26 protein-coding genes are annotated in these 24,375 nt (G+C 41.6%); 25 read left to right on the top strand and 1 reads right to left on the bottom strand.

Annotation, left to right across the window (positions count from 1 at the left end):
* Positions 1–15: 15 nt before the first annotated feature.
* The 23 genes from efp (at position 16) to ACP8HG_RS07300 (ending at position 20,793) form a co-directional block, all read left to right on the top strand.
* On the top strand, positions 16–573 hold the full coding sequence (gene efp / locus ACP8HG_RS07410) for an elongation factor P (RefSeq protein ID WP_067209913.1): 558 nt from the start codon (positions 16–18) through the stop codon (positions 571–573).
* 135 nt (positions 574–708) lie between these two features.
* A complete protein-coding gene (locus ACP8HG_RS07405; RefSeq protein ID WP_067209912.1) occupies positions 709–918 on the top strand; it encodes a SpoIIIAC/SpoIIIAD family protein in 210 nt (69 codons plus the stop codon).
* Positions 918–1,295, top strand: a complete 378-nt coding sequence (locus ACP8HG_RS07400) for a SpoIIIAC/SpoIIIAD family protein (RefSeq protein ID WP_067209909.1) — start codon at positions 918–920, stop codon at positions 1,293–1,295. The genes ACP8HG_RS07405 and ACP8HG_RS07400 overlap by 1 nt, the downstream gene beginning before the upstream one ends.
* Before the next feature lie 15 nt (positions 1,296–1,310).
* The gene (locus ACP8HG_RS07395; RefSeq protein ID WP_187044999.1) at positions 1,311–2,210 is read left to right on the top strand and encodes a stage III sporulation protein AE; all 900 of its coding nucleotides are present in this window, start codon (positions 1,311–1,313) and stop codon (positions 2,208–2,210) included.
* A gap of 8 nt (positions 2,211–2,218) precedes the next feature.
* Positions 2,219–2,386, top strand: a complete 168-nt coding sequence (locus ACP8HG_RS07390; protein ID WP_156476043.1) for a hypothetical protein — start codon at positions 2,219–2,221, stop codon at positions 2,384–2,386.
* Positions 2,387–2,408: 22 nt separating this feature from the next.
* Positions 2,409–2,879, top strand: coding sequence for a hypothetical protein (locus ACP8HG_RS07385; protein WP_338656462.1), 471 nt, complete (start codon positions 2,409–2,411; stop codon positions 2,877–2,879).
* Positions 2,866–3,411 carry a SpoIIIAH-like family protein gene (locus ACP8HG_RS07380; protein ID WP_067209902.1) on the top strand — a complete coding sequence of 182 codons (546 nt, stop codon included), beginning with the start codon at positions 2,866–2,868 and terminating at the stop codon, positions 3,409–3,411. Before ACP8HG_RS07385 ends, ACP8HG_RS07380 begins: the two co-directional genes overlap by 14 nt.
* A gap of 389 nt (positions 3,412–3,800) precedes the next feature.
* Positions 3,801–4,310: an acetyl-CoA carboxylase biotin carboxyl carrier protein gene (gene accB, locus ACP8HG_RS07375; protein WP_067209900.1), complete on the top strand. Its 510-nt coding sequence runs from the start codon at positions 3,801–3,803 to the stop codon at positions 4,308–4,310.
* Between the two features lie 13 nt (positions 4,311–4,323).
* Positions 4,324–5,670, top strand: a complete 1,347-nt coding sequence (accC, locus tag ACP8HG_RS07370) for an acetyl-CoA carboxylase biotin carboxylase subunit (protein WP_338656468.1) — start codon at positions 4,324–4,326, stop codon at positions 5,668–5,670.
* Between the two features lie 17 nt (positions 5,671–5,687).
* Positions 5,688–6,089 (top strand): Asp23/Gls24 family envelope stress response protein, encoded by a 402-nt coding sequence (locus ACP8HG_RS07365; RefSeq protein WP_067209894.1) that lies wholly within the window; start codon positions 5,688–5,690, stop codon positions 6,087–6,089.
* A gap of 114 nt (positions 6,090–6,203) precedes the next feature.
* Positions 6,204–6,584 carry a transcription antitermination factor NusB gene (gene nusB / locus ACP8HG_RS07360; RefSeq protein ID WP_067209891.1) on the top strand — a complete coding sequence of 127 codons (381 nt, stop codon included), beginning with the start codon at positions 6,204–6,206 and terminating at the stop codon, positions 6,582–6,584.
* Between the two features lie 24 nt (positions 6,585–6,608).
* A complete protein-coding gene (gene folD / locus ACP8HG_RS07355) occupies positions 6,609–7,484 on the top strand; it encodes a bifunctional methylenetetrahydrofolate dehydrogenase/methenyltetrahydrofolate cyclohydrolase FolD (protein ID WP_338656838.1) in 876 nt (291 codons plus the stop codon).
* A gap of 72 nt (positions 7,485–7,556) precedes the next feature.
* Positions 7,557–8,912, top strand: a complete 1,356-nt coding sequence (gene xseA, locus ACP8HG_RS07350) for an exodeoxyribonuclease VII large subunit (protein ID WP_338656470.1) — start codon at positions 7,557–7,559, stop codon at positions 8,910–8,912.
* Complete coding sequence (locus ACP8HG_RS07345; protein WP_082786596.1) at positions 8,913–9,155, top strand: exodeoxyribonuclease VII small subunit; 243 nt, start codon at positions 8,913–8,915, stop codon at positions 9,153–9,155.
* A complete protein-coding gene (locus ACP8HG_RS07340) occupies positions 9,148–10,032 on the top strand; it encodes a polyprenyl synthetase family protein (protein WP_338656471.1) in 885 nt (294 codons plus the stop codon). Before ACP8HG_RS07345 ends, ACP8HG_RS07340 begins: the two co-directional genes overlap by 8 nt.
* Before the next feature lie 96 nt (positions 10,033–10,128).
* A complete protein-coding gene (dxs, locus tag ACP8HG_RS07335) occupies positions 10,129–12,030 on the top strand; it encodes a 1-deoxy-D-xylulose-5-phosphate synthase (RefSeq protein ID WP_067213960.1) in 1,902 nt (633 codons plus the stop codon).
* Complete coding sequence (locus tag ACP8HG_RS07330; protein WP_438298430.1) at positions 12,027–12,848, top strand: TlyA family RNA methyltransferase; 822 nt, start codon at positions 12,027–12,029, stop codon at positions 12,846–12,848. Before dxs ends, ACP8HG_RS07330 begins: the two co-directional genes overlap by 4 nt.
* 91 nt (positions 12,849–12,939) lie before the next feature.
* Entirely contained in the window at positions 12,940–13,389 is a 450-nt protein-coding gene (gene ahrC, locus ACP8HG_RS07325; protein ID WP_067209880.1) for a transcriptional regulator AhrC/ArgR, read from the top strand.
* A 15-nt stretch (positions 13,390–13,404) separates the two neighbouring features.
* Positions 13,405–15,102, top strand: a complete 1,698-nt coding sequence (recN, locus tag ACP8HG_RS07320) for a DNA repair protein RecN (RefSeq protein WP_067209878.1) — start codon at positions 13,405–13,407, stop codon at positions 15,100–15,102.
* A 163-nt stretch (positions 15,103–15,265) separates the two neighbouring features.
* Positions 15,266–16,234 (top strand): SpoIVB peptidase S55 domain-containing protein, encoded by a 969-nt coding sequence (locus tag ACP8HG_RS07315; protein WP_067209875.1) that lies wholly within the window; start codon positions 15,266–15,268, stop codon positions 16,232–16,234.
* 253 nt (positions 16,235–16,487) lie between these two features.
* Positions 16,488–17,279, top strand: a complete 792-nt coding sequence (gene spo0A / locus ACP8HG_RS07310) for a sporulation transcription factor Spo0A (protein WP_067209873.1) — start codon at positions 16,488–16,490, stop codon at positions 17,277–17,279.
* A 1,251-nt stretch (positions 17,280–18,530) separates the two neighbouring features.
* A complete protein-coding gene (locus tag ACP8HG_RS07305; protein WP_438298429.1) occupies positions 18,531–20,093 on the top strand; it encodes a DUF342 domain-containing protein in 1,563 nt (520 codons plus the stop codon).
* Positions 20,086–20,793 carry a glycerophosphodiester phosphodiesterase gene (locus ACP8HG_RS07300; RefSeq protein WP_187044993.1) on the top strand — a complete coding sequence of 236 codons (708 nt, stop codon included), beginning with the start codon at positions 20,086–20,088 and terminating at the stop codon, positions 20,791–20,793. Before ACP8HG_RS07305 ends, ACP8HG_RS07300 begins: the two co-directional genes overlap by 8 nt.
* Positions 20,794–20,882: 89 nt before the next feature.
* Here the strand turns inward: ACP8HG_RS07300 and ACP8HG_RS07295 are convergent, their stop codons facing one another.
* A complete protein-coding gene (locus ACP8HG_RS07295) occupies positions 20,883–21,119 on the bottom strand; it encodes a DUF2627 domain-containing protein (RefSeq protein WP_067209866.1) in 237 nt (78 codons plus the stop codon).
* Positions 21,120–21,246: 127 nt separating this feature from the next.
* Here ACP8HG_RS07295 and ACP8HG_RS07290 point away from each other — a divergent pair, with 127 nt between their 5' ends.
* The gene (locus tag ACP8HG_RS07290; protein WP_338656477.1) at positions 21,247–23,289 is read left to right on the top strand and encodes a sigma 54-interacting transcriptional regulator; all 2,043 of its coding nucleotides are present in this window, start codon (positions 21,247–21,249) and stop codon (positions 23,287–23,289) included.
* A 28-nt stretch (positions 23,290–23,317) separates the two neighbouring features.
* On the top strand, positions 23,318–24,223 hold the full coding sequence (gene yqiS, locus ACP8HG_RS07285; protein ID WP_338656478.1) for a phosphate butyryltransferase: 906 nt from the start codon (positions 23,318–23,320) through the stop codon (positions 24,221–24,223).
* The last annotated feature ends 152 nt before the right edge of the window (positions 24,224–24,375 follow it).

Genomic DNA, 24,375 nt, shown 5'->3' with positions numbered 1-24,375 from the left:
ATTGGAGGAATCATCTTGATTTCAGTAAACGACTTTAAAACAGGATTAACAATCGAATTTGACGGGGATATTTGGCGCGTAATGGATTTCCAACACGTTAAACCAGGTAAAGGCGCGGCGTTCGTTCGTTCGAAACTGCGCAACTTACGTTCAGGCAACGTCAATGAAAAAACGTTCCGTGCTGGAGAAAAAGTTGCGAAAGCACAAATTGATAACCGCCGCATGCAATATTTGTATGCAAATGGAGACGAGCATGTCTTTATGGATAACGAATCGTACGAACAGATTGAACTTCCAGAGAAGCAGATTGAAGACGAATTGAAGTTCCTAAAAGAAAATATGGAAGTTCATGTTATCTTGTTTAAAGATGAAGTACTTGGTGTTGAACTACCTGTAACAGTTGTTCTTGAAGTTGCAGAAACTGAGCCGGGTATTAAAGGCGATACAGCGAGCGGTGGTTCTAAACCAGCTAAAATGGAAACTGGCGTTGTTGTACAAGTGCCATTTTTCGTTAACATCGGAGATAAACTTATCATCAACACAGTGGAATCTGAATACGTTTCTCGCGCATAAGGAAGAATCGTTCTTTTTGCCAACTTACTTTGTTAAAACTAAAAAAACACCTTGCGTTCCTAATTGGGATGCAAGGTGTTTTTTGCATATGACAGGTCCACTGCACATAGGATAGTGTAATGGGGGGAATACCGGATGGAACTAAATGATTTGCTACGCGTTGCCGGTATCGGATTAGTCATCGGTTTTCTGCATATCTTTTTCGAACAAACTGGCAGGAAAGAGTTTTCCTTTTTTCTTTTTTTCATCGCTTATATCTATATCACTGCTGAAATGCTCCGCTTCCTGAAGATTTTCTTCACTGAAATCACGGAGTTTTTCCAGTGGTTGTCGATGTCAGTCTGATGTTAACCTTAATTCAGTTAATTGTTGTCTTCCTTATTCTCCTCCTCATTTCATTTACTGTACCTAAACTGCAGCCAATTTTGTATGCATCTATTTTTTTCTATTTTCTCTTCCACCTGCTTAATACAATCGTCTTTCCGTTCGGGAAATATTTTGTCGCTTTGTTTGAACCATTACCAGATCCATTTGCAAAATTATTAATCGGCAGTGCCATTCTGTTTTATGTCTCTGAGCTCATCGCAAAACATATCGAAGAGGCAGGATACGGCTCACTTGCCGCAGTAGCTCATTTCGCTGTAAAAATTGTCATACTGACTTTGTGGATGCAGCAGACGTCCGCATTAATCGAAATCCTTTCAAAACTCATTACAAAATGAACAGGCGGGGCATCCATGATTTCTTTTTTAGAATCGATACTCGGAACCGTATTGTCAAGCTTTGTCATTATCATCATTGCAACTTTTATGGCATTGTTGGTAGATTTTTTGTTCCCATCGTTTGCAAAATGGACGAGGATGATTTTGATATTTATTGTTGTAACGGTTGTATTGCAACCCGCATTTGAACATCTAACTCTCATTCGTGATATTGCAAACTCGATATCGATGATGTTCATTTCTATTTATCCGATATTGACTGCCAGCATGGTTGCTGCGGGTGGAGCATTCAGTATGCTGAACTTTCAGCCCGCAATGCTGTTATTTGCAAATGGTGCAATTGTTCTCACGGAGAAAGTACTGATACCACTTTTAACAGCTGCACTTATCTTAGATCTTGTATCTAGGATACTACCGGCCGTTCCGTTTACTAAAATGGCAGATTTAATTCGGACGACCCTTCTGGGAACGGTTTCGGCCGTCGTTGCAGCTTACTCCATTTTTATAACCGTGGGAGGCACGATGACTTGGGCGCTCACTGGGCTAGCGAGCGAACCTATTAAAGAGCTGATACGTCAAAACGTCCCTCTTATTGGTTCATTTATGACCGAAAGCATGGGAACGATGGGTCGATATTCGTCGGGGGCGAGTGTTTTCGCTGGAGGTTGGCTTATATCGGCAATTTGGACTGTTGCACTCATTCCATCGTTTAAAACACTCCTTACCGCGTTTTTCTACAGATGGACCGCAGCACTCATTGAACCATTTGCGAATGAAGATATCACTGGAATTTTGGACGATATTGGGAGAACGTTATTTGTGTTATGTGCTGTTTCTTTTTTAATAGCTTTTGCGTTTATCTATACTGCACTTTTTTCAATAATCCTTGTGAAGTTGATTACTACGATGAAATGAGGCGTGGAATGGAGTCTTTTTTAATAGGTGTTCTTCTTATCACCCTTTTGGCTTCAACAATTCTGTTGTTATTTCCAAATGAAACAGAAGAAAATTTCCTGCCAATTGTTAAACTTGCTATGGGCATTTGGATGATTCAATCATTCTTCAAGATTTTTGGTCATAGCCTTCTATGAAACTGCATAAAATGATTCATTGATGACAGGTCGTACAAGCGGCACAATGAGTGGAAATGGTGATAATATGCACAAACCAACAAGGAAAACCCATACGATCCTCCTCGGGACGATTGTTCTCCTGGTCATCATTTTCATCAATTCTAGTCTTGGAGTCATCGGGGGGGAGAAGGGAAAGAAGGAGGAGAGCGGGGAATTTGCAGCACTACAAGAGGCGCTGATGAAAATTGAAGGGATCGGGGAAATTTCGTTATATTTCCATTATGAAAATAGGGAGTCTACTAATCAGCTAACCGATTACTTTTCAACGTCCACTGCATCGGCTAAAAAGGGAAGTGAGCTACAAGGCGTTCTTGTCGTTGCGGAAGGTGCGGAAGACTTCAAAATTCAAAACGAACTATCGAAGATCCTGTCAACCGTCCTCCAGCTGCCCGAACATCGAATTGTCATCGCTAAAATGAATAATAGGGGGAACACTAATGAGAACGAATAAAAGAACAGTATGGTTTTTAACATTGCTCAGTCTAGTTGCAGTCATTTCCATCTATTACATCAAGGAAAAATCACCAATGCCGTTCGATGGGATCAACATTTTTAAAGACTCAGAAAGCGCTGTACAACTGGTCGAAAACTCAAATGATGCAGAAAAAACACAACCAGTCTTCGCAGAAGCAGTTGTGTTCGAAGAAATGCGAATGCAGATCCGTGATGAACGAAGCAAAATTGGGGAGCAATTGTTGTCTAAAATATTAACGTCTGATACAGCCGAAGAAAAAAACAAGGTGTACGAAGAGATGGGTCAGCTGACTAAACGCGAATCGGCTGAGGCGCTAATGGAATTACAAATTAAAGCAATGGGATATCCTGAAGCATTTGTCTACAATGAAGACGGTGCAGTGAAAATTACTGTCCTTTCCAACGAAGGCCATTCATCTAAAATGGCGGAAGAGATTACTCATTACGTCATGACGAGCTGGAAAGACGCAAAAGCAGTGAATATTACTTTTACTGGTGACATGGAATGAATATGGAAAATGAAGGCCCTAAATAGGGTCTTTTTTTTATTATATAGGAGATAATAAAATCTCGTACTGTGGAGAAGTTGTAACGTAGAGATTTTACGTCTAGACTCCAGCGCCTATCCCTTGGCCCACACGACGTGGGTCATACAGCTATTGCAACAGGATGTCGCGGAATTAAACTGCCTTCCTCTGTCACTTTAGGCCTTTGCCTACAGACCTTCCGGGTGAGACTGAACTTCATCCCTCCTACATATCGGGGCTAAACATACGCCTATGCTTTTGCTCTTTAACAGCAAACTTTAATGTAAATAACCATTATCTATTTCAATATGGGACGAAAACAGCTAAAATAGTTAAAGAACATAATTATAATGGAGTCAGGAGAATCGATCATGCTAAAAATTCAAGAAATCCGTGAAATTATTAAACTAATTGATCAATCTTCAATTGAAAAATTCACTTATGAATCAGATGGTGCAAAACTCGTATTAAAAAAAGGTAGTGCGGCACAAGCTGCAGTAGCTACAACAGTTGTCGAACAAGAACAATCTGTTCAACAGGGAGTGTCTGCTGAGCAAGTTCAGAGAACAGAAGAAGTAATTGCTCCTCAACAGGTAACACCAGTTGTACCCGTTGTTGAAGTACAAGTGGAAGATCCATCGCTGCACAAAATTACATCACCGATGGTTGGAACATTCTATTCAGCATCGTCCCCTGATGTACCAGCTTATGTACAAAAAGGTGATAGCGTGAAATCGGAAGCTATCGTGTGCATCGTAGAAGCAATGAAGCTATTCAATGAAATTGAAGCGGAAGTTTCAGGGGAAATCGTTGAGATTCTCGTAAAAGACGGTCAGCTCGTTGAATACGGACAACCTCTCTTCCTTGTAAGAGCTAATTAAGGAGGAATGAAAAATGAAGAAGGTTTTAATAGCTAATCGCGGTGAAATTGCCGTACGTATTATCAGGGCTTGTAAAGAACTTGGTATGAAAACAGTCGCGGTTTATTCAGAAGCTGATCAGGAAGCTCTTCATGTCGAATTAGCAGATGAAGCTTATTGCGTCGGTCCAAAATTATCTAAAGACAGCTACCTAAATTTTTCAAATATCATCAGTGTTGCAAAACTAACTGGTTGCGATGGAATTCATCCGGGATATGGTTTCCTAGCGGAAAATGCGAGTTTCGCCGAACTATGTGAAGAGGTTAACATTGAATTTATTGGACCTACTGCGGACAATATTTCACGGATGGGTACGAAAGACGTAGCACGTGAAACAATGCGAGAAGCAGGTGTTCCAATTGTTCCAGGTTCTACTGGAATCGTTGCTGATGAACAAGATGGTCTCCGAATCGCTGAAGAAATCGGTTTCCCAGTTATCATCAAAGCTACAGCAGGCGGCGGCGGTAAAGGAATTCGTGTTGCAAGGGATGCTGAAGAGTTAATCAATGGGATCAAAATCACTCAAAAAGAGGCTGCTGCTGCATTCGGCAATCCTGGCGTCTACATTGAGAAGTTTATTGAAGTGTTCCGCCATATCGAAGTTCAAATACTTGCTGATAAATATGGTAATACAATTCATTTAGGAGAACGTGATTGTTCGATTCAGCGCAGAATGCAAAAGCTTGTTGAAGAAGGGCCATCTCCGGCTCTGACACCTGAACTGAGATTAGCAGTAGGCGACGCGGCGGTCAAAGCGGCAGAAGCTGTCAATTACGAGGGTGCTGGAACAGTTGAATTCATTTTCGATCATATCAATCAAAAATTCTACTTCATGGAAATGAATACGCGAATCCAAGTAGAACACACGATTACAGAGATGATTACAGGAATTGATTTGGTTCAACAGCAACTGAAAATTGCGTCGGGTGAAAAACTTGCCTATCGCCAAGAAGATATTAAAATCAATGGTTGGTCAATCGAATGCCGCATCAACGCAGAAAATCCGTCGAAAAACTTTATGCCTTCACCGGGGAAAGTAACTATGTACATGCCTCCAGGCGGCTTTGGTGTTCGGGTAGATTCTGCCATGTATACGGGCTATTCAATCCCGCCGTTTTACGATTCGATGGTTGCGAAACTAATTGTTCATGCAGATACAAGGGAAGAAGCGGTAGCTAGGATGAAACGTGCACTTGATGAATTTATCATTGAGGGTGTCGAAACAACTATCCCGTTCCACTTGAAGCTTATGGATAATGAAGTCTTCAAATCAGGAGATTTCGATACGAAATTTCTTGAAAGATACACGATTATGAACTGAAAGGGAGGGGACTTGGAATGACTGATAAAACAATTCCAACATTCGTCGGGATGGCTCCGGCGGGGGATGGTGAGCTCGGACGTGTCCAGCTTGCTCCCGAAGTTCTTGAAGTGATTATCGGAATTGCGACGACGGAAGTAAAAGGCGTCGCGAATACAAGAGGAAACTTTGCCACTGGAGTTGCGGAAAAGTTCGGTAAAGTGAACCATGGGAAAGGGGTCAAAACGGAATGGTCTGAAGAGGGTCTGACGATTGACGTATATTGCGTTGTCGAATACGGCTATTCTGTACCTGCCATTGCCGTGGATATCCAAAAGCAAATTCGTCATGCAATTTTCCACATGACTTCCCTTGAAACGAAAGAAGTCAATGTCCATATTACAGGGATCCAGTTTGAGGCTGGAGCGGAAACGGAATGATCTGAAAAGCATCGTCCAGCCGGATGATGCTTTTCAACTTGTCTTACTGTATCCGGCAACCTGTTTATGCTATGATAATGCCCTAGAGATATGGTAGTGGAGGAGAATAAGAAGATGAAACGAAGAGAAGCACGTGAAAAAGCAGTACAAACCCTTTTTCAACTTGATAATACAGAATTGAGTGTAGATGAAGCAATTAACTACATTGTTGAAGAACCAGCAAATCGTTTTTATGAACAGCTTGTACGGGGAACTGTGCAAAATAAAGAAGCAATAGATGAGGTCCTCACAGGAAAACTGGAACACTGGTCATTGGACCGACTTCCGAAAATTGAGCGGACTGTTTTGAGAATCGCAGTTTATGAATTGCTGTTCAATGAGGAAGTACCACATAGAGTGGTCTTGAATGAGGCAATCGAGCTATGTAAAATATTCGGCGATGAAAAATCAGGCCGTTTTGTGAACGGTGTACTATCCAAGTTTGAAGAAAAATAATTGAAACCATTTGGAGGTATCATGATGACTGGAAAACTGATTGATGGAAAAGTAATCGGGCAAGAGATCAGAGACGAAATCAAGGAAAGAGTAACTGCTTTGAAAGAGCACGGTTGTCAGCCGGGGCTTGCGGTCGTTCTGGTTGGTGAGAATCAGGCTTCCCGTACATATGTTAGGAACAAGCAGAAATCAAGTTCGGAAGTGGGCATGAAATCGGAACTGATTGAACTTCCAGTCACAGTATCCGAAAAGGAGTTACTCAATCATGTCACACGGCTGAATAATGATGATTCAATTCATGGTATTCTGGTTCAGCTTCCATTACCCGACCATATTGACGAAAACCTAGTCATCAGTGCAATTGACCCGACAAAAGATGTAGATGGATTCCATCCTGAAAATGTTGGGAAAATGATTATTGGTCAAAAAGCATTTCTATCATGCACGCCATACGGTATCATCAAACTCCTCGAACGAACAGATACTGAAATCAGCGGTAAGCATGCTGTTATCGTTGGACGCAGTAACATTGTCGGAAAACCGATGGGTCAATTGCTTTTACAGCGCGATGCGACAGTCACATACTGTCATTCTAAAACCAAGGATTTAGCTTCATTTACGAAACAGGCTGATATTCTCATTGTCGCAATAGGCAAGACAAAGTTCATCACAGATGAGCACATTAAAGAAGGCGCTGTCGTTATAGATGTTGGTATGAACCGCGATGAAAATGGTAAATTATGCGGAGACGTCGATTTCGAATCAGCAAAAACGAAAGCTTCAGCTATTACACCGGTTCCAGGTGGGGTAGGTCCGATGACAATTACGATGTTACTGAAAAACACACTTCATAGTGCAGAACAGGCTTCTGCAGAGGGAAGATGTTCACAACAACTATAAAAAACCGGACGGACGCTGTTTTTCATTGAAAAGACAGCGTTTCTATACGTCAAGAAACGGGAGGCGGGACTGTTGGCCGGACACCCACACTTGTCTGTACAAGCATTAACGAAATACATTAAACGGAAGTTCGATGCAGATCCCCATTTACGTAATGTATTTGTTAAAGGGGAACTGTCGAACGTTAAAAGTCATCCGAGCGGACATATATACTTCACCTTGAAAGATGAAAAAAGTAGGATACAGTCAGCGATGTTCCGTTCTAGCGCATCAAGTCTTAAATTTAAGCCTGAAAATGGCATGAACGTACTGATTACAGGCGATGTAACAGTTTTTGAAACGAGCGGAAACTATCAATTATATGTCCAATCAATGCAACCTGATGGTATCGGTGCGCTTTATCTCGCGTTTGAACAATTGAAAGAGAGTCTGGGGAAAGAAGGATTGTTCGATGCGCGTTGGAAAAGACCGCTACCTTTGTTTCCAACTAAAATCGGTGTAGTTACGGCGCAATCTGGTGCCGCAATTCAAGATATCTGTTCAACAATTGAAAGACGTTATCCACTTGCAGAAATCATTTTGTTTCCTGCGATTGTTCAGGGACCGCAAGCCGCACCTTCCATTGTCAAATCAATCGAACAGGCAGATACATATGGTTCCATCGATGTTCTCATCGTTGGACGCGGCGGGGGTTCTATAGAAGACCTATGGGCGTTCAATGAAGAGTCGGTAGCACGAGCAATCTTTTCTTGCCGACTTCCGGTTATCAGCGCTGTCGGGCATGAAACCGACACGACAATTGCCGATTTTGTCTCGGACAGAAGGGCACCTACTCCGACAGCAGCAGCTGAAATGGCCGTTCCTGCACGTGACGAGTTGTTTGAAAGGCTATTGGACCGGAAACGTGCTATTTATAATTCACTTTCCAATCAGATAAAAAATGAACGCAAACATCTTATAAGCTTACAAACATCCTATCCACTTCAATTTCCAGAGCGTCTTTATCGTCCGTTCACTGATAGATTGATTGGACTTGAGGGCAGACTCTTACGAAGCGGACAAGATATTACAGGCCACCGGCTATCCCAATACCAAAGGTTAAATAGTATGCTGTCCACTTTCTCACCTGAACAGCGAATCAAAGAAGGTCACAGGAATATAGTGGCACTCACGGAACGTTTGACTAGGGGAGTTCATCAAGACGTTCGCATACAAAGTGATCGTTTCCATGCATCTGTTCGTATGCTAAAGGCACTTAACCCACTTACTATTATGGAGCGCGGCTATTCGATTGTTTATCAGAACAACGAAGTTGCTAATTCTACCAAATCCCTTGAGGTTGGTGGAAACATTCAAATACGCTTGCAAGATGGAACCGTAGAAGCGATGGTCCAAAAGATTACATTGCATGAAGGGGAGGAAATTTAATTGGGAAAAGAGCCAATCCGCTTTGAAGAAGCGATGCTTAACTTAGAGGAAGTTGTCCAAAAGCTTGAAACAGGGGACGTACCACTTGAGGATGCAATTACACTTTACAAAAAAGGGATGGAACTATCCGCTTATTGCCACGGGAAATTACAGGATGCTGAAAAACAACTCATTTCCATTATCGACAAAGATGGCAATAAGGCAGAATTCGATCCTGCGAAAGGTTCTGAGTCGAATGCATAATGAATTACAACAATTTATAACAAAAAAATTACCTATTATCAATGCCAAATTGAATAGCTTGCTTGCGGCTACGAATGTATCTGAAACATTGAAATCCTCGATGGCCTATTCAATCAATGCCGGTGGAAAAAGGATCCGACCTCTCCTCGTTCTAGCCACGCTCGAAGATCTTGGCGTGGAATCTGAAGATGCATTGACGGTAGCTTGTGCTGCTGAATTACTGCACACGTATTCCCTCATTCACGACGATTTGCCATGTATGGATGATGATAATTTTAGGCGCGGTAAACCGACGAACCATATCGTGTATGGGGAAGGGGTTGCTGTACTTGCAGGAGATGCTCTACAGACGCTGGCATTTGGAAGTTTAACTCACTTATCAGATACATCCGCACAAGACACTATTCGAATCATCCGTTTACTATCGGACGCTTCTGGAGCGACAGGAATGGTCGGCGGACAAATGCTTGATATTGAAGGCGAGACAAAAAGCGTGTCTTTATCGGAGCTTGAAACAATACATGTAAATAAAACAGGGGCTTTATTGTCATTTTGTATTGGTGCTGGTGCCATATTAGCCGGTTTAGATGAAGAAAAGTCTGCAAAGTTGAAAGACTTTGCTTACCATATTGGACTCGCATTTCAAATACAGGACGATATTTTAGATATCACGTCTACGACTGAAGAACTTGGAAAGACTGCAGGAAGCGATGCGTTAAGTGAGAAGTCCACGTACCCATCACTGCTTGGTCTAGAGGGTGCAATGGCACGTCTGGCAGAACATCACCAATCCGCAAGAGAATCTCTTGCTTTTTTGGAAGCGGAGCATCCGCTTCTAGGGTTATTCGCGGATTATATCGTCGAACGAGAGTCGTAAAGCGAACTAAATTGTTGTGCTGATCGTCCTTATTGATATAATGTATGCAGTTCAGAATTATCCGTGGCAATTAATATGTGAAGGTGTGTGATAATGATGGAACTCACAGAAATTACTAATCCATCTTTTATTAAAAAACTCAATAGGGATCAGATGGTGGAATTAGCAGAAGAAATTCGGAAATTTCTTATTGGAAAGTTATCAGTTACTGGTGGTCATATAGGGCCTAATCTTGGAGTAGTTGAATTGACAATTGCTTTGCATCGTCATTTTGATAGTCCTGATGATAAAATCATTTGGGATGTCGGCCACCAGGCATATGTCCATAAAATTTTAACAGGTCGTGCTGGTGATTTCGATACGCTTAGGCAATTCAAAGGCTTATGCGGATTCCCCAAAATGATTGAAAGCGATCATGACGTCTGGGAAACAGGTCACAGTTCTACCTCTCTTTCGGCGGCTATGGGAATGGCGGCTGCACGAGATGTCAAGGGAGATTCGAACTATGTAATACCGGTCATCGGAGACGGTGCGCTAACAGGTGGTATGGCACTTGAAGCACTTAATCATATCGGTCATGCAAAAACCAACATGATTGTCATTTTGAATGACAATGAGATGTCAATTGCTCCAAATGTCGGTGCGCTTCATGCAGTCCTTGGAAAGTTAAGAACTGCCGGTAAATATAATAGTGCAAAAGATGAACTTGAATATATATTGAAAAAAATTCCGGCGGTTGGCGGTAAACTTGCTGCTGCTGCGGAGCGTGTGAAAGATAGTTTGAAATATCTTCTCGTTTCGGGTGTCTTTTTCGAAGAACTTGGCTTCACATATCTTGGACCAATCGACGGGCATGATTTCAATGATCTTGAACGCAATATTCAATACGCCAAGAAAATGGATGGACCTGTCTTGCTTCATGTTATTACGAAAAAAGGCAAGGGATATAGCCCGGCCGAAGACGATAAAATCGGTACATGGCATGGCACAGGACCTTATAAAATCGAGACAGGTGATTTCGTCAAATCTTCTTCAGTGGCACCTTCATGGAGTGGACTTGTTGCAGGTACGGTTCAAAAACTTGCTCGAGTTGATAGACGTATCGTCGCAATAACGCCGGCAATGCCTGTCGGTTCGAAATTAGAATCATTTGCAGCGGAATTCCCGGATCGATTCTTTGATGTCGGTATTGCTGAACAGCATGCAACGACGATGGCAGCAGGTCTTGCGACGCAAGGGATGAAACCGTTCTTAGCAATTTATTCGACATTTATGCAACGAGCTTACGATCAGATGCTTCATGATATCTCTAGACAAAACCTAAACGTCTTTATCGGTATTGACCGTGCTGGGCTGGTTGGCGCAGACGGTGAAACGCATCAGGGCGTCTTCGATATTGCATTCTTAAGGCATATGCCGAATCTGGTTATTATGATGCCGAAAGATGAAAACGAAGGTCAGCATATGGTGAAAACGGCTATAGATTATGATGAAGGACCTATAGTAATGCGTTATCCAAGAGGAAATGGACTCGGTGTAACTATGGATGAAACATTACGTCCAATCCCGATTGGCTCATGGGAAGTACTACGTGAAGGCCATGATGGCGTCATCTTGACATTTGGAACAACAATTCCGATGGCATTGGAAGCCGCCAACATATTATTTGCTAAAGGGATTCATGTAAAAGTCATAAATGCAAGATTCATCAAGCCACTTGATACGGCAATGTTAGATACAATTTTTGCAACAGGAATGCCGATTATAACAGTTGAAGAGGCGGTTCTCGCTGGCGGTTTCGGCAGTGCTGTACTTGAATATGCACATGACACACTTCAGAACGTTGCCCCAATTAGACGGATGGGCATTCCAGATCAGTTCATTGAACATGGGAATGTTGACGAACTACTTGCAGAAATCGGTATGACTGCAGGTCATCTAGTTGAGAATATGGAATCATTTATTAAAATGCAAGCAGTGGAAAGGGAACAAGTATGACAAATCGTATACCGAAAGAGCGGGTAGATGTCCTTCTGGTCGCGCGTGGTCTCTTTGAAACAAGGGAACAAGCAAAGCGCTCCATTATGGCGGGCATCATCTTTACCGCTGAAACAAGGCTCGATAAACCAGGCGAAAAAATTTTTGCGGATGCACCTCTTGTAGTCAAAGGTTCGAAACTGAAGTATGTCAGTCGGGGTGGCCTGAAGCTCGAAAAAGCGCTTGAGCAGTTTGATGCTGACGTTAACGGCAAAATTGTGTTGGATATCGGGTCGTCAACGGGCGGTTTCACAGATTGTGCCCTTCAAAATGGCGCGTCACATTGCTACGCGCTTGATGTTGGGTACAATCAGCTGGCATGGAAAATACGTCAGGATTCGCGCGTAACTGTAATGGAAAGAACAAACTTTAGACACGCTACACCAGAACTTTTCACCGAGGGCATACCTCAATTTGCAACAATAGACGTATCCTTCATCTCATTGACGCTTATCCTACCTGCTTTAAAACGCATTCTTGCAGACGGTGGCGACGTCATGGTCCTTGTAAAGCCTCAATTTGAGGCTGGAAAAGGAAAAGTAGGGAAAAAAGGTGTTGTCCGGGAAAAATCCATTCATCTTGAAGTTTTAAGAAAAATCGCTGATGCATCTATACAAGAAGGTTTCAGTCTTCGCGGAATTTCATATTCTCCTGTCACTGGCGGGGAAGGGAATATTGAGTTTCTATTCCACCTGACTTCGGAAGATCATGCTTTGACATCATTTGACGATGTTTCATTCGACAATCTTGTCGAAGAAGCGTACAAGGAACTGCAATAGCACGCATTAATTTGCGTGCTATTCTTGTTGGATGAAATAATGGGTGGTACAGTATGAAGTAAGATATTATTATGGTATGGGAGTGATTAGTATGAATAAAGGGCATAGGCAAATTCGTATTCGTGATATTATCTCGAATTTTGAAATAGAAACACAAGATCAGCTCGTAGATAGCCTAAAAGCAGCGGGAGTGGACGTGACACAAGCGACCGTTTCACGTGATATAAAAGAAATGCATCTTATTAAGGTCCCTTTGTCTGATGGTAGCTATAAATACAGTTTGCCACCCGTACATAAGTACAATACAGAACAAAAACTTCACCGAATGCTAACTGATGCATTTGTCAGTATTGATGCAGCAGGTCATTTTATTGTTTTGAAAACGCTTCCTGGCAATGCACAAGCTGTCGGTTCTTTAATGGATCATCTCGGATGGGATGAAATTCTTGGAACGATTTGTGGCGATGATACGAGTTTGATTATTTGTCGTGATGAATCACTGACAGGAGTAGTGAAAGAAAAACTGTTGGCGATGCTCTGAAAGAGGTGAAAGCAATTGTTACGTGAAATCTCCATAAAAAACTTTGCAATCATTGAAAACCTTGAAATAACATTTGATGAAGGCCTAACCGTATTAACTGGAGAAACAGGCGCGGGAAAATCTATTATTATCGATGCTGTCCAACTACTTGCGGGTGGAAGAGGATCACAGGAATTTATCCGTCATGGAGCAACAAAAGCCGAACTGGAAGGGCTTTTCACTATTGAAGAAGAATCGCATCCTATTATTGCACAATTAGCTGAATTTGGTATTGATGCACAGGATGGCGTCGTTATATTGCGGCGCGATTTGAATTCAAATGGGAAAACGGTTTGCCGTGTCAATGGAAAGCTTGTGACGATCGCAATTTTGAGAGAAATTGGTTCACAGTTGATTGACATACATGGTCAACACGAAAATCAGGAATTAATGCATGAAAGAAGTCATATTCATTTACTCGATCATTTTGCGGGTGAAAAACTAGAGCATGCCTATGAAAACTATTTCGAGCTGTATGAAAGCTATCGAAAACTGAAACGGAAGCTTGAGAAGGCAGACGATAATGAGCAACAAGTTGCACAACGTATCGATTTGTATTCATTCCAGCTAAAAGAGATTAATGCAGCTGGACTCGTTATTGGTGAAGAGGACCAACTCGAAGCAGAAAAACAAAAGCTTCAAAACTTCAATCGCTTATTTGAGCGATTGAATACCGCATATGTGTCAATCAGTGGAGATACACATGCGCTTGACTGGGTCGGTTCTGCGATGAGTGATATGGAGGATGCAGCGTCGGTCGATAAAAGCTTGAAACTGCATGCTGAAACGATTGCAACAAGTTTCTATGCCTTACAAGATACTGCACACGAGCTCAAAAGTATACTTGATGATATGGAATTTGATCCTGCAAGACTCGAAGTAGTTGAAGAGCGCCTAGCACTCCACATCTCCTTGAAAAGGAAGTATGGCAAAACGATTGAAGACATTCTTTTGTATCGTGATAAAATCACAGAGGAACTTGAAAACTTAGTAAGTAGGGATGAACGTCTTTTTGCCGAGCAGGAAAAACTTGCGCAACTTCTCCAAGATCTTGAAATCGAAGCAGAAGAGTTATCAATTATCCGCCAAAATTCGTCTATTCAATTAGAAAATGCAATTATGGAACAACTGGAGCAACTTCATATGGGAAAAGCTTCTTTTAAAGTGGAAATTACTCGAAAAGCAGCAGGTACTTTCGATTCAAATGGATATGACGATGTGAACTTCTTGATCTCGACAAACGTTGGGGAACCGTTGAAACCACTTGTAAAAGTAGCGTCGGGCGGTGAAATTTCCCGTATAATGTTAGCGATAAAGACAATATTCTCTAAACATCAAGGAGTTACTTCACTTATTTTTGACGAAGTGGATACGGGTGTAAGCGGAAGAGTTGCACAAGCAATTGCGGAAAAAATAGCAATAATTGCAACAGATTCTCAGGTGCTTTGTATTTCTCATTTACCGCAAGTCGCCGCAATGGCGGATCACCATTACCTCATTAAAAAAAATGTAATAAGTGATAGGACGATGACGGAAATTCATGATGTCATCGAATCAGACAGGACTGAAGAATTGTCCAGGATGTTGTCTGGAGCTGAAACTACGCCATTAACATTAAAGCATGCAGAAGAGTTGTTGAAGTTGGCCGCAGAACGTAAGAAATCGTTTAGATAATCACTTAACGTGCATACTACATTATGCACGTTTTTTTATTTTTTTACTCATCGGTTACAAAATGCAATGAAATTAATGTACGTTCCACTTTTGCTTTATTTACCCTTTCATAACATTCCCCTGAACGGACATACCAACAGTATCTTATTAAGGGAGGTGAAATATGGGATGGAGTAGACAGTTTAAGTTGGCCGTTTCGTTTTCTGTGCTTTTACTTGTCATGCCATTCACTACAAATGCAGCATTTGCTAAAGATGGAACGCTGATACCGATGGGACAATCGATTGGTATTAAAATGGATTTGTCGGGAGTCTACATCACAAATGATGTCATGATCAGTAAAGATAACTGGTTGAAGGCAGGTGATCTAATCGGACAATTAGACGATGTAGCAGTCAGTACCCTTCATGAGTACGAAAAAGTATCATCCTCAATGCGAGACAAAAAAGAAATCGTATTGCACGTCATCAGAAACGAGGAAAGCAGTCAAATCCTAGCAGATGGCGAAGCGATGAAACGTCTCCTTCCATTCCTGAAAGATCGAACAGAAGGGACAGGTACCTTGACGTATGTCGATCCGGACAAAGGGACATACGGAGCGCTCGGTCATCAGATCATCGACAGTGCACTGAAATCACCACCTTCGTTTAAAACAGGAGCGATTTATCTTTCAGAAATCGATCAAATTAAAAAAAGCGTGCCCGGAATTCCAGGTTATAAAATTTCAACGATTGTCGATGATGATGATTTTTTAGGGACGATTCGAATAAACGGTCTTTATGGCATCTTCGGGTCGTGGAACAGCGACTATAAGGAAGTGTTAACCGAACCTTTAACGATTATGCAGCCAGCAGAAGTAAAAGAAGGCGCTGCTGAAATTTACACAACGATTAAAGGGACAAAAGTTGAATCCTTCTCAATTCGAATTATAGAAGTAGAACAAGACCAGTTCCATTTCGTTTTAACAGATCCCGAATTGCTCAAAGCAACCGGAGGAATTTTACAAGGGATGAGTGGAAGTCCCGTTATCCAAAACGGGCAATTTGCAGGCGCGGTAACGCATATGTTTGTCGATGATCCTAAAAAAGGTGCAGCCCTATTTTTGGAGAAAATGCGTAGCGGGGAAAATTAATAAAAGGGCCAACTCGTATAATGAGTTGGCCCTTTTGTCCTGTCGTGTTAAGCTTAGCGAGAACGATTCGACAAACGTTGAGAAAAGAATAGAATTAGTCGAAGTTTAGGGAAACCATATGTCAGAAGTTTCATTTTTGCTAAATAAAAGAGGGTTACTCCACTATTCGTCGAAATTTCCCTTGTGTAGTTAAGAGAATGTTGCTAATGTTTAGGGAAAGAAGTCGTCATAAACGTACAAGGGGGAAATGGGAATGGATAAACTGAAAGTCGCGATTGCTGACGATAACAAGGAACTAGTGAGGACTATGATGACATATTTTGAAAGACATCCTGAAATCGAAGTCATTTGGACGGCGCATAACGGAAAAGTATGTCTGTCGATGTTGGAAGAAAAAAAGCCAGATGTCTTATTACTTGATATCATCATGCCACATCTTGATGGAATTGCGGTTTTGGAAACGTTGAGTGGAAATGCACAAACTGCCGATGTTCATATAATTATGTTGACGGCATTTGGGCAGGAAGATGTTATGACACAAGCGGCGAGTCTGGGAGCTTCCTATTTCATGCTTAAACCGTTTGAATTCGACCGACTTGCAAACCAGATATTCCAAGTAGCAGGAACAAGAAAACCGATAGTTCCGATAGCCCAAGCTAGCGGAGAGTATGCGCCAGGAACAGTAAGCCAAAAAGTGCTAGATACTACAATTACAGCAATTATTAAAGAGATTGGTGTACCCGCTCATATTAAAGGCTATGCGTTCATTCGTGAAGCGATTCAAATGGTTTATACGGACGTCGATTTGCTTGGTTCAGTGACGAAAGTACTTTATCCGGAGATCGCAAAAAAATACAATACGACAGCATCCCGTGTAGAGCGTGCAATTCGCCACGCAATCGAAGTCGCATGGAACCGTGGAAATTACGATGTCATTTCCAAAATGTTTGGCTACACTGTGCACCATTTGAAAAGCAAACCCACGAATTCTGAGTTCATCGCGATGATCGCAGATAAAATTCGTCTTGAGCATATGGCGAGCTAATCGTTGCTATGAAAGCGTTTTATGTTATTTGAAACAGTGAATTGGCACTTTTATTATTATTAAACCGGTCATCATTCCTATGAAATTTACGTAATCTTTGCAACAAATTACCGAACCGTACGTGCCCGTAGTGTAGCACATATTTCTGCGGAATCGAAAATTGACCTATCGGCGTAAATGCGGACAGGTCGATTTTTACGTTTACAGGCATTACGACGCTGTTCTGACGACTCTAATCGATTTTAGATACTTGTGGTTGATAGGTATCCTGAACTGCCGTGACATCGAGTCATCTGGCTCCAGGATTCTTAAAAGGAGGAAAAGGTAAACGATCCAGTAAAAGGCGAAAACTTCGTAACCGAGATGATTTTTCGCGAATTAGTGGAAGCAGTCGCAAAGAGGTTTGTGTTCCAAGTGTAAGAGATTGGCAAAAAACAACGTATTCTGACGTACTGGAACTTGGACAAAGTAACAGGTCCTTTGTATAGGGACATATAAATATTGAGGATATAACAGTTCAATTATAAGGCAGCTTAATAGAATAATCGGATATAGTGATGTCGTAGATTACAAAAATGTTATATAAAGATATATTAAGAAGTAATCACCAAGGCTTGCTAGTTATTTGTGACAAAGACCCTCATTATAACTTAGAGCAAGTTGAACAAATAAAAAAAGAAAACCACTTTTTACATTGAGCTAATTCTAGGGGCAAACCATTCCTTAGAAAAAGTAGAAATTGACACATTGACCTCAATTTCTACTTTAACGAAAGTGATAGAAAAAATGAAACTCATAATATAAGTACATTTGGGCTAACTAAATGTTTAAAAATAAGAATTGAATCTCTGTTTTTATATGGACTGAAAAAATAGTGAAAAAACAACCTATTTACTTTGGTGCTAAATTATAAACAGAGAAGAGCCATAGGAGAAGATACAACAACTCATGAGAAATTATCCCATAGGTGGGTTCCTATTTGCTTAATCGAGTGATAAACTAAGGTTGAAAATGACGATGCACCTGCATTCATAAATTAATATATTGTTGTCAGTGAGAGCATGAAAAGCCTATCAAATCCAACTTGAGCATATGGCTAGCTGATTGAAAAACACCTAGTTATGGTAATAGCTACGCCTACTCTCCGAATCTATTTTCGTGTGGTAGGCTTTTTTAAACTAGAGATTAATTAATCTGACAAATAGGTTGAGGATGTTATATAATGGATAAGAGGGAAAGGATGAAGCGGCAGTGTTAGTTCAAAATGAGTTTTTCGATCTTTTAGTACAAGAGGAAAAAGTGATCTTGCGCACTAAGAAGAATGGTTTTCCACTTAAATCATTCGATTCAATTACGCGCGAACATCCACGATTAAAAATCAGTTCATTCCCAGTTTTAAGGAAAGCGCTTACTGAACTAGAGGCAGAACATATAATAGGTAATTGGATTCCCACTATAGAAATAGCTATTGCTGCTGATAAAATGAGTGCTCAACTTTACATAAACGTGTCAACCAAGGAATTTGAAGAAAATAAACAATCAATCCTAAGTCAGGCTGAAAAAGTGCTTGATGATGCCGGAGTGATTTACGGCAGAACAACTTTGCAAGATGAGCCGTTTAAACCGGGTGAATCGATTATCGCAGCTGTAGGGAGAAAGCCACAAAAAGGTAAAGATGCAGTCGTATCATATATAGAAATACCTGAAAGAAGGCCGATGATCCGTGAAGACGGTTCTGCTGATTATTTTGAAATGAATTTCGTTACGCCTATCAAGCAAGGTGATTGGCTTGGCGAGAAAACATCGGCACAAGAGGGCATTGATGGTAAGGATGTTTTAGGTAACGATCTTCCTGCACGGCGAGGGGATGATGTGAAACTTTACTTTGACAGGAAATCAGTGACTGATGAACAAGAAGCGGACAAAGTAGTTCTGAGGGCGTCACACGGTGGGGCTTTGGAAAGCATTGACGGTATCATTAGTGTAGGGAAGCAGTTAATTGTCAGCGGTGATGTAGGACCTGAAACTGGCTCGATTAAATTTGACGGATCAGTTGTTGTATTAGGAACAGTCATTGCAGGATTTTCAGTAAATGCGACTGGAGATATTTCTGTAGAAGGTAATGAAGGTATCATAAATGCGAAGGAGATACAGTCATCTGAGGGAGACATCTACATAAAAGGTGGGATTTTCGGCGGTGGATTGACGATTGTCGAAGCGCGAGGTAATATTTTTGTTAAACACGCGAACAATTGTAAACTGTATGGAAAAGAAGTACATGTCGGTTTATATTTACTCGGCGCAGAAATTATCGCAGAATCTGTATTTATTGATAAAAACAAAGGTAAAATTATTGGTGGGAAAATTGAGGCACTTTATAAAATTGAATGTGCATTTGCGGGTAACAGTCATGAACGGAAGACAATCCTTAGTGCAAAAGGGATTGACAAGGAAGTAATGTATATGGAAATTCAAGAAATGGCTAAAAGTTTGAAAGAACGCCAAGGAATCATCGAAAAGCTTGAGCAACACGCTCTCCCATTTAGGAATAGTGGAAGTCTTCTGAAGGGGCCACAGGCAGAAGCCTTTGAAAAAATGTTGGAAACGATTGAATCGAATAGAGATGCCATAGTTGAACTAGATAAAGAAATTCAACTTGGGTTGCGTAAAATTAAGCAAGCAGTTCCCGCTCAAATTGAAGTGACAAGAGAAGCTTATCCAGGTACAATCATTCAAATTGGATTGAAATCGTCTACGCTTCATGTAGGTGCAAAAGGCATTTTTGAAATCGTAGATGGCGTCTTAAATGTCTAATCCTACAGTTTTTGCACATCGAGGCGCTTCTGGCATCTGCTTTGAAAATACAATGAAAGCATTTGAGAAGGCTGTCGATCAAGGTGCTGGCGGCATCGAGCTAGATGTCCAATTGACAGAAGATGGAGTGCCGTTTGTCATCCACGATCCAGGATTATCTAGGCTTGCTGGCATTCGGAAAATGATTTCATCCATGACAAGTACAGAGCTCATGAGAATTCGAGTGGGAAGAAGATATAGACGTTTATTCTGTGGTCATAGCATTCCGACATTGATAGAAGCGGTGTCATTTTGCGAAATGCATGATTTAGCACTTAATGTTGAATTGAAAGAAACGGTTTCGGATCGCCCTGAATTGATCAAAATGATTGTTGATATTGTTTCTGTTATGGGCAATGTTCATATTTCCTCATTTGATTATCGCTTACTTGAAGTGGTCAAAGAGGAAAGCGAACGAATGGAAACAGCCTTTCTTATTGGAAAGAAAAGCGTAGATTGGACTAATCTTAAACAGTATTCATGTGCAGATGGATTCCATTTTCACAAACGGTTGTTGAAAGAGCCCTTTTTGACCAATCTCCTTCAAACCGGGAAAAAGATTCGGGTTTATGGAATGACTGGAACAGAACCAATCACTCTTAATCCGCCTCCTTATATAGATGGCTGGATAACGGATTATCCAAATCGATTCAATAAATAAGCAAAAGGACCAAGACTGTTCAGTCTTGGTCCTTTTGCAATTCGCTCAAATAGATTGTAGACGATTGCTCTCAGTTACGATATACACTGTTACTTTTGTTTAAACCGTTCTTGCACGCGTCCTTTTCGTCGATCGCGACGTAATAAAAAGCCCGCAAAAAACCATAGACCTCCCGCGAACAATAATAAGCCTACAACGAATTGAAGCCAAATGAACGGAAATGGGTTAAATAATACGCCAAATATCGAATCTCGCATTAATTTTATACCGCCGGCCGCAAAAAGTCCGGGGATTAGCAAGACCATAAATGCTGCTAGACGTGCCATATACGACAACTCCTTACCGAATCTAATTTTACCTACTCTAATTTGATTGTCAAGAACAGCGCTTTCATGTATGATGAAATTGTAATTGCAAAAGATTGCATGGTTCAAAAAAGGAGAATGAACATCCTTGCAAAACGTTCTCATTGTCGGGGCGGGGACAGGCGGATCGATAATACTGGACCTTCTCCAAAATTTAGAATTCATGAATGTAAACGCAATCATTGATACTGATGAACATGCACCGGGAATAATACGTGCAAAAAAACAGGGCATCGCATATGGGATGGATTGGACAAGTTACCTGACCGACGATTTGCATATTATTTTCGATGTGACCGGTGACAAGTCTGTATTCGCTGAGCTATTAAAAGCGAGGCCTGCCCATACCGTACTTATACCTGGTTCCGTCGCAAATCTCCTTGTAAGGCTGCTTGAGGAGAACGATACATACATTAAGCGCATTCATATAGAAATGCATAAGCAGCGAATGATCTTTGATTCAATTGAAGAGGGCATGGTTGGAATTGACGAAGAAGGAACTGTTGATTTCTTCAATAAAAGTGCCTCTAAGATGATTGGTTTCCCAATTGAAGAGGCTTTTGGTCGGATGATTACGGATGTAATTCCGACGACAGAGCTTCCAAGGGTATTCGATTCAGGCGTGGCGGAATTGAATGAGGAACAGATTCTTGGAAATGGCTTGAAAATAGTTACTTCTCGTTATCCACTCTTTGATTCCGCCGGGAAAAAAGTCGGTGCATTCGCGGTGTTTAAAGATATTACGGAAGTAGTTGCGCTAGCGGAGGAAATCACAGATTTGAAAAAAGTGAAGACAATGCTGGAAGCAATCATACATTCGAGTGACGATGCCATCTCAGTCGTTGATGATAAGGGGAATGGTATCCTTGTCAATCCAGCCTATACACGGATTACGGGCCTTACTGAAGACGAAATAATAGGTAAGCCCGCGAATGCGGACATCAACGAAGGTGAAAGTATTCATATGAGAGTACTTAAGTCGAGAAAGCCGGTTCGTGGCGTCAATATGCGTATAGGTGAAAATAACAGGGAAGTAATTGTCAATGTTGCACCAATCATTGTCGATCACCAAGTGAAGGGTAGTGTTGGTGTCATTCATGACATCACTGAAATGCGCAACTTGATGAAAGAACTTGACCAGGCACGGACAATTATTAGGAAACTTGAATCAACCTATACATTCGATGATATCTTCGGCGGTTCGTCTGATATTGAAATTTCAATCGAGCAGGCCAAGTTAGCTGCCAAATCTGACATTCCAGTCCTTCTTCGAGGAGAAGCGGGAACTGGGAAAGAATTGTTTGCGCATGCCATTCACAGTGGCTCCGAACGACGGTTTAATAAGTTTATCCGTGTGAATTGTTCGGCAATGCATTCATCTAAATTGGAAGCGGAGCTATTTGGACAAGAATCTGAGGTTTCTCAAAGTGGGAATGGTAGCACTCAAGGCCTTTTTCAAGAGTCTGCACAGGGAACGTTATTCCTTGACGAAGTGGCTGACTTGCCGCTTGTGGTTCAGGCGAGGCTGCTTAACTATTTAAAAAGCGGAACAATCTTCAAAAATGGGGGGACCTATCCCGTTCATTTGTCCGTTCGTGTCATTGCAGCGTCTACAAAAAACTTAGAAAAGGCAATGCACGAAGGAGCGTTTATTGAAGAACTTTATTATGTGTTAAACCGACTCTCAATCCAAATTGCGCCGCTACGATCTCGGAAAAAAGATATTCCATCCATTATTGGGCACTTACTAGTAAGGTTAAATCAGGAATTCGGGATGAATATTGAGAAAATTACCGATGAAGCGCAAGAGCGTCTTAAGCAATATGACTGGCCAGGAAATGTACGTGAACTTGAAAATGTACTTAGCCGCGCCATGATTTACATGGAGTCGGGAGATGCCGTTATCGAATTGATAGATGTGGTTAAATCCCTATCATCTAGGGAAAACAAGGAAGAGGAACAGATTCTTCCTGAAAAAAGCACACTTACTTCGATTATGGATGAATACGAAAAAACCATACTTGAAACGGCTCTCCGTGAAAATACTGGTAACAAATCATTAACTGCCAATAGGCTTGGTATTTCACTGCGCTCACTTTATTATAAACTTGAGAAATTCAGCCTCATTTAATCGTCATGTAGTCAAAGGAGGAGAGACAATGGTTACACTTGACTCACTCATCAGTCTGGCCGCATCGAAGAACGGTCCGGTTGTTGCTGTCGCATCTGCAGCAGATCGAGAAGTGCTTGAAGCGGTTAGTATTGCTAGTGAAAAAGGCATTGCTTCATTCATGCTTTTCGCTGATGAAAGTCGTATCAGCGAGATGATTCAAACAAATTTCCCTTGGTTACTAGATAATGAAAAAATTAGTATCCATCATGCTGAAGACGATAGCTACGCAGCTGCACTCTCAGTGAAAGCGGTTTCAAGTGGACAAGCACATGTCCTGATGAAAGGGAACTTAGCAACATCTACCATCCTTAAGGCGGTGTTGAATGGCGACTATGGTTTACGCACAGGGAAAATACTGTCGCATGTTGCAGCGTTCGAAGTTGCCGGTTATGACCGTTTACTTTTCGTGACGGACGCGGCAATGAACATCGCACCTGACTTAGAAGCAAAAGCACAAATCATTCGTAATGCAGTTGCTACTGCGCATGCGTGTGGTGTGCTTGAACCAATCGTCGCTCCCTTGGCTGCTGTCGAAACGGTGAATCCGGCAATGACACCAACGACAGATGCCGCGTCGCTAGTAGTAATGAATCGACGTGGTCAAATCACTGGTTGCATTGTTGACGGTCCACTTGCCCTTGATAATGCAGTATCAGAGAAGGCTGCTGCGCAAAAAGGAATTACAGGGGAAACAGCTGGTAAAGCCGATATTCTTGTCGTTCCGAATATCGAAGCAGGCAATATTCTCTACAAATCACTTATGTACTTCGCCAACGCGAAAGTCGGTGCGATTATCCAAGGCGCCAAAGCACCAATCGTCCTTACATCAAGGGCGGACAGTGCCGAAAGTAAACTTTACTCACTAGCACTAGCAATTCTTTCGATAAAGTAAAAAACAAAAGCGTAAGCGCCTGTTCAGAGGCGACAGACATAAGACGGGCTGGCGAAGCGGCGTTCTTTGCCGCACAGCTTGACCAACTTATGACCCGAGTCTCTAGGCGCTGGAGTCTAGACGTGAACACTCTATTGAATAAATTATCCACA

It is taken from the genome of Sporosarcina sp. FA15, assembly GCF_051550195.1.
GTDB classification, from domain to species: Bacteria; Bacillota; Bacilli; order Bacillales_A; family Planococcaceae; genus Sporosarcina; species Sporosarcina psychrophila.
Note: the sequence above shows the minus strand (reverse complement) of the source record. Positions and strands in the feature narration are given on the sequence as shown.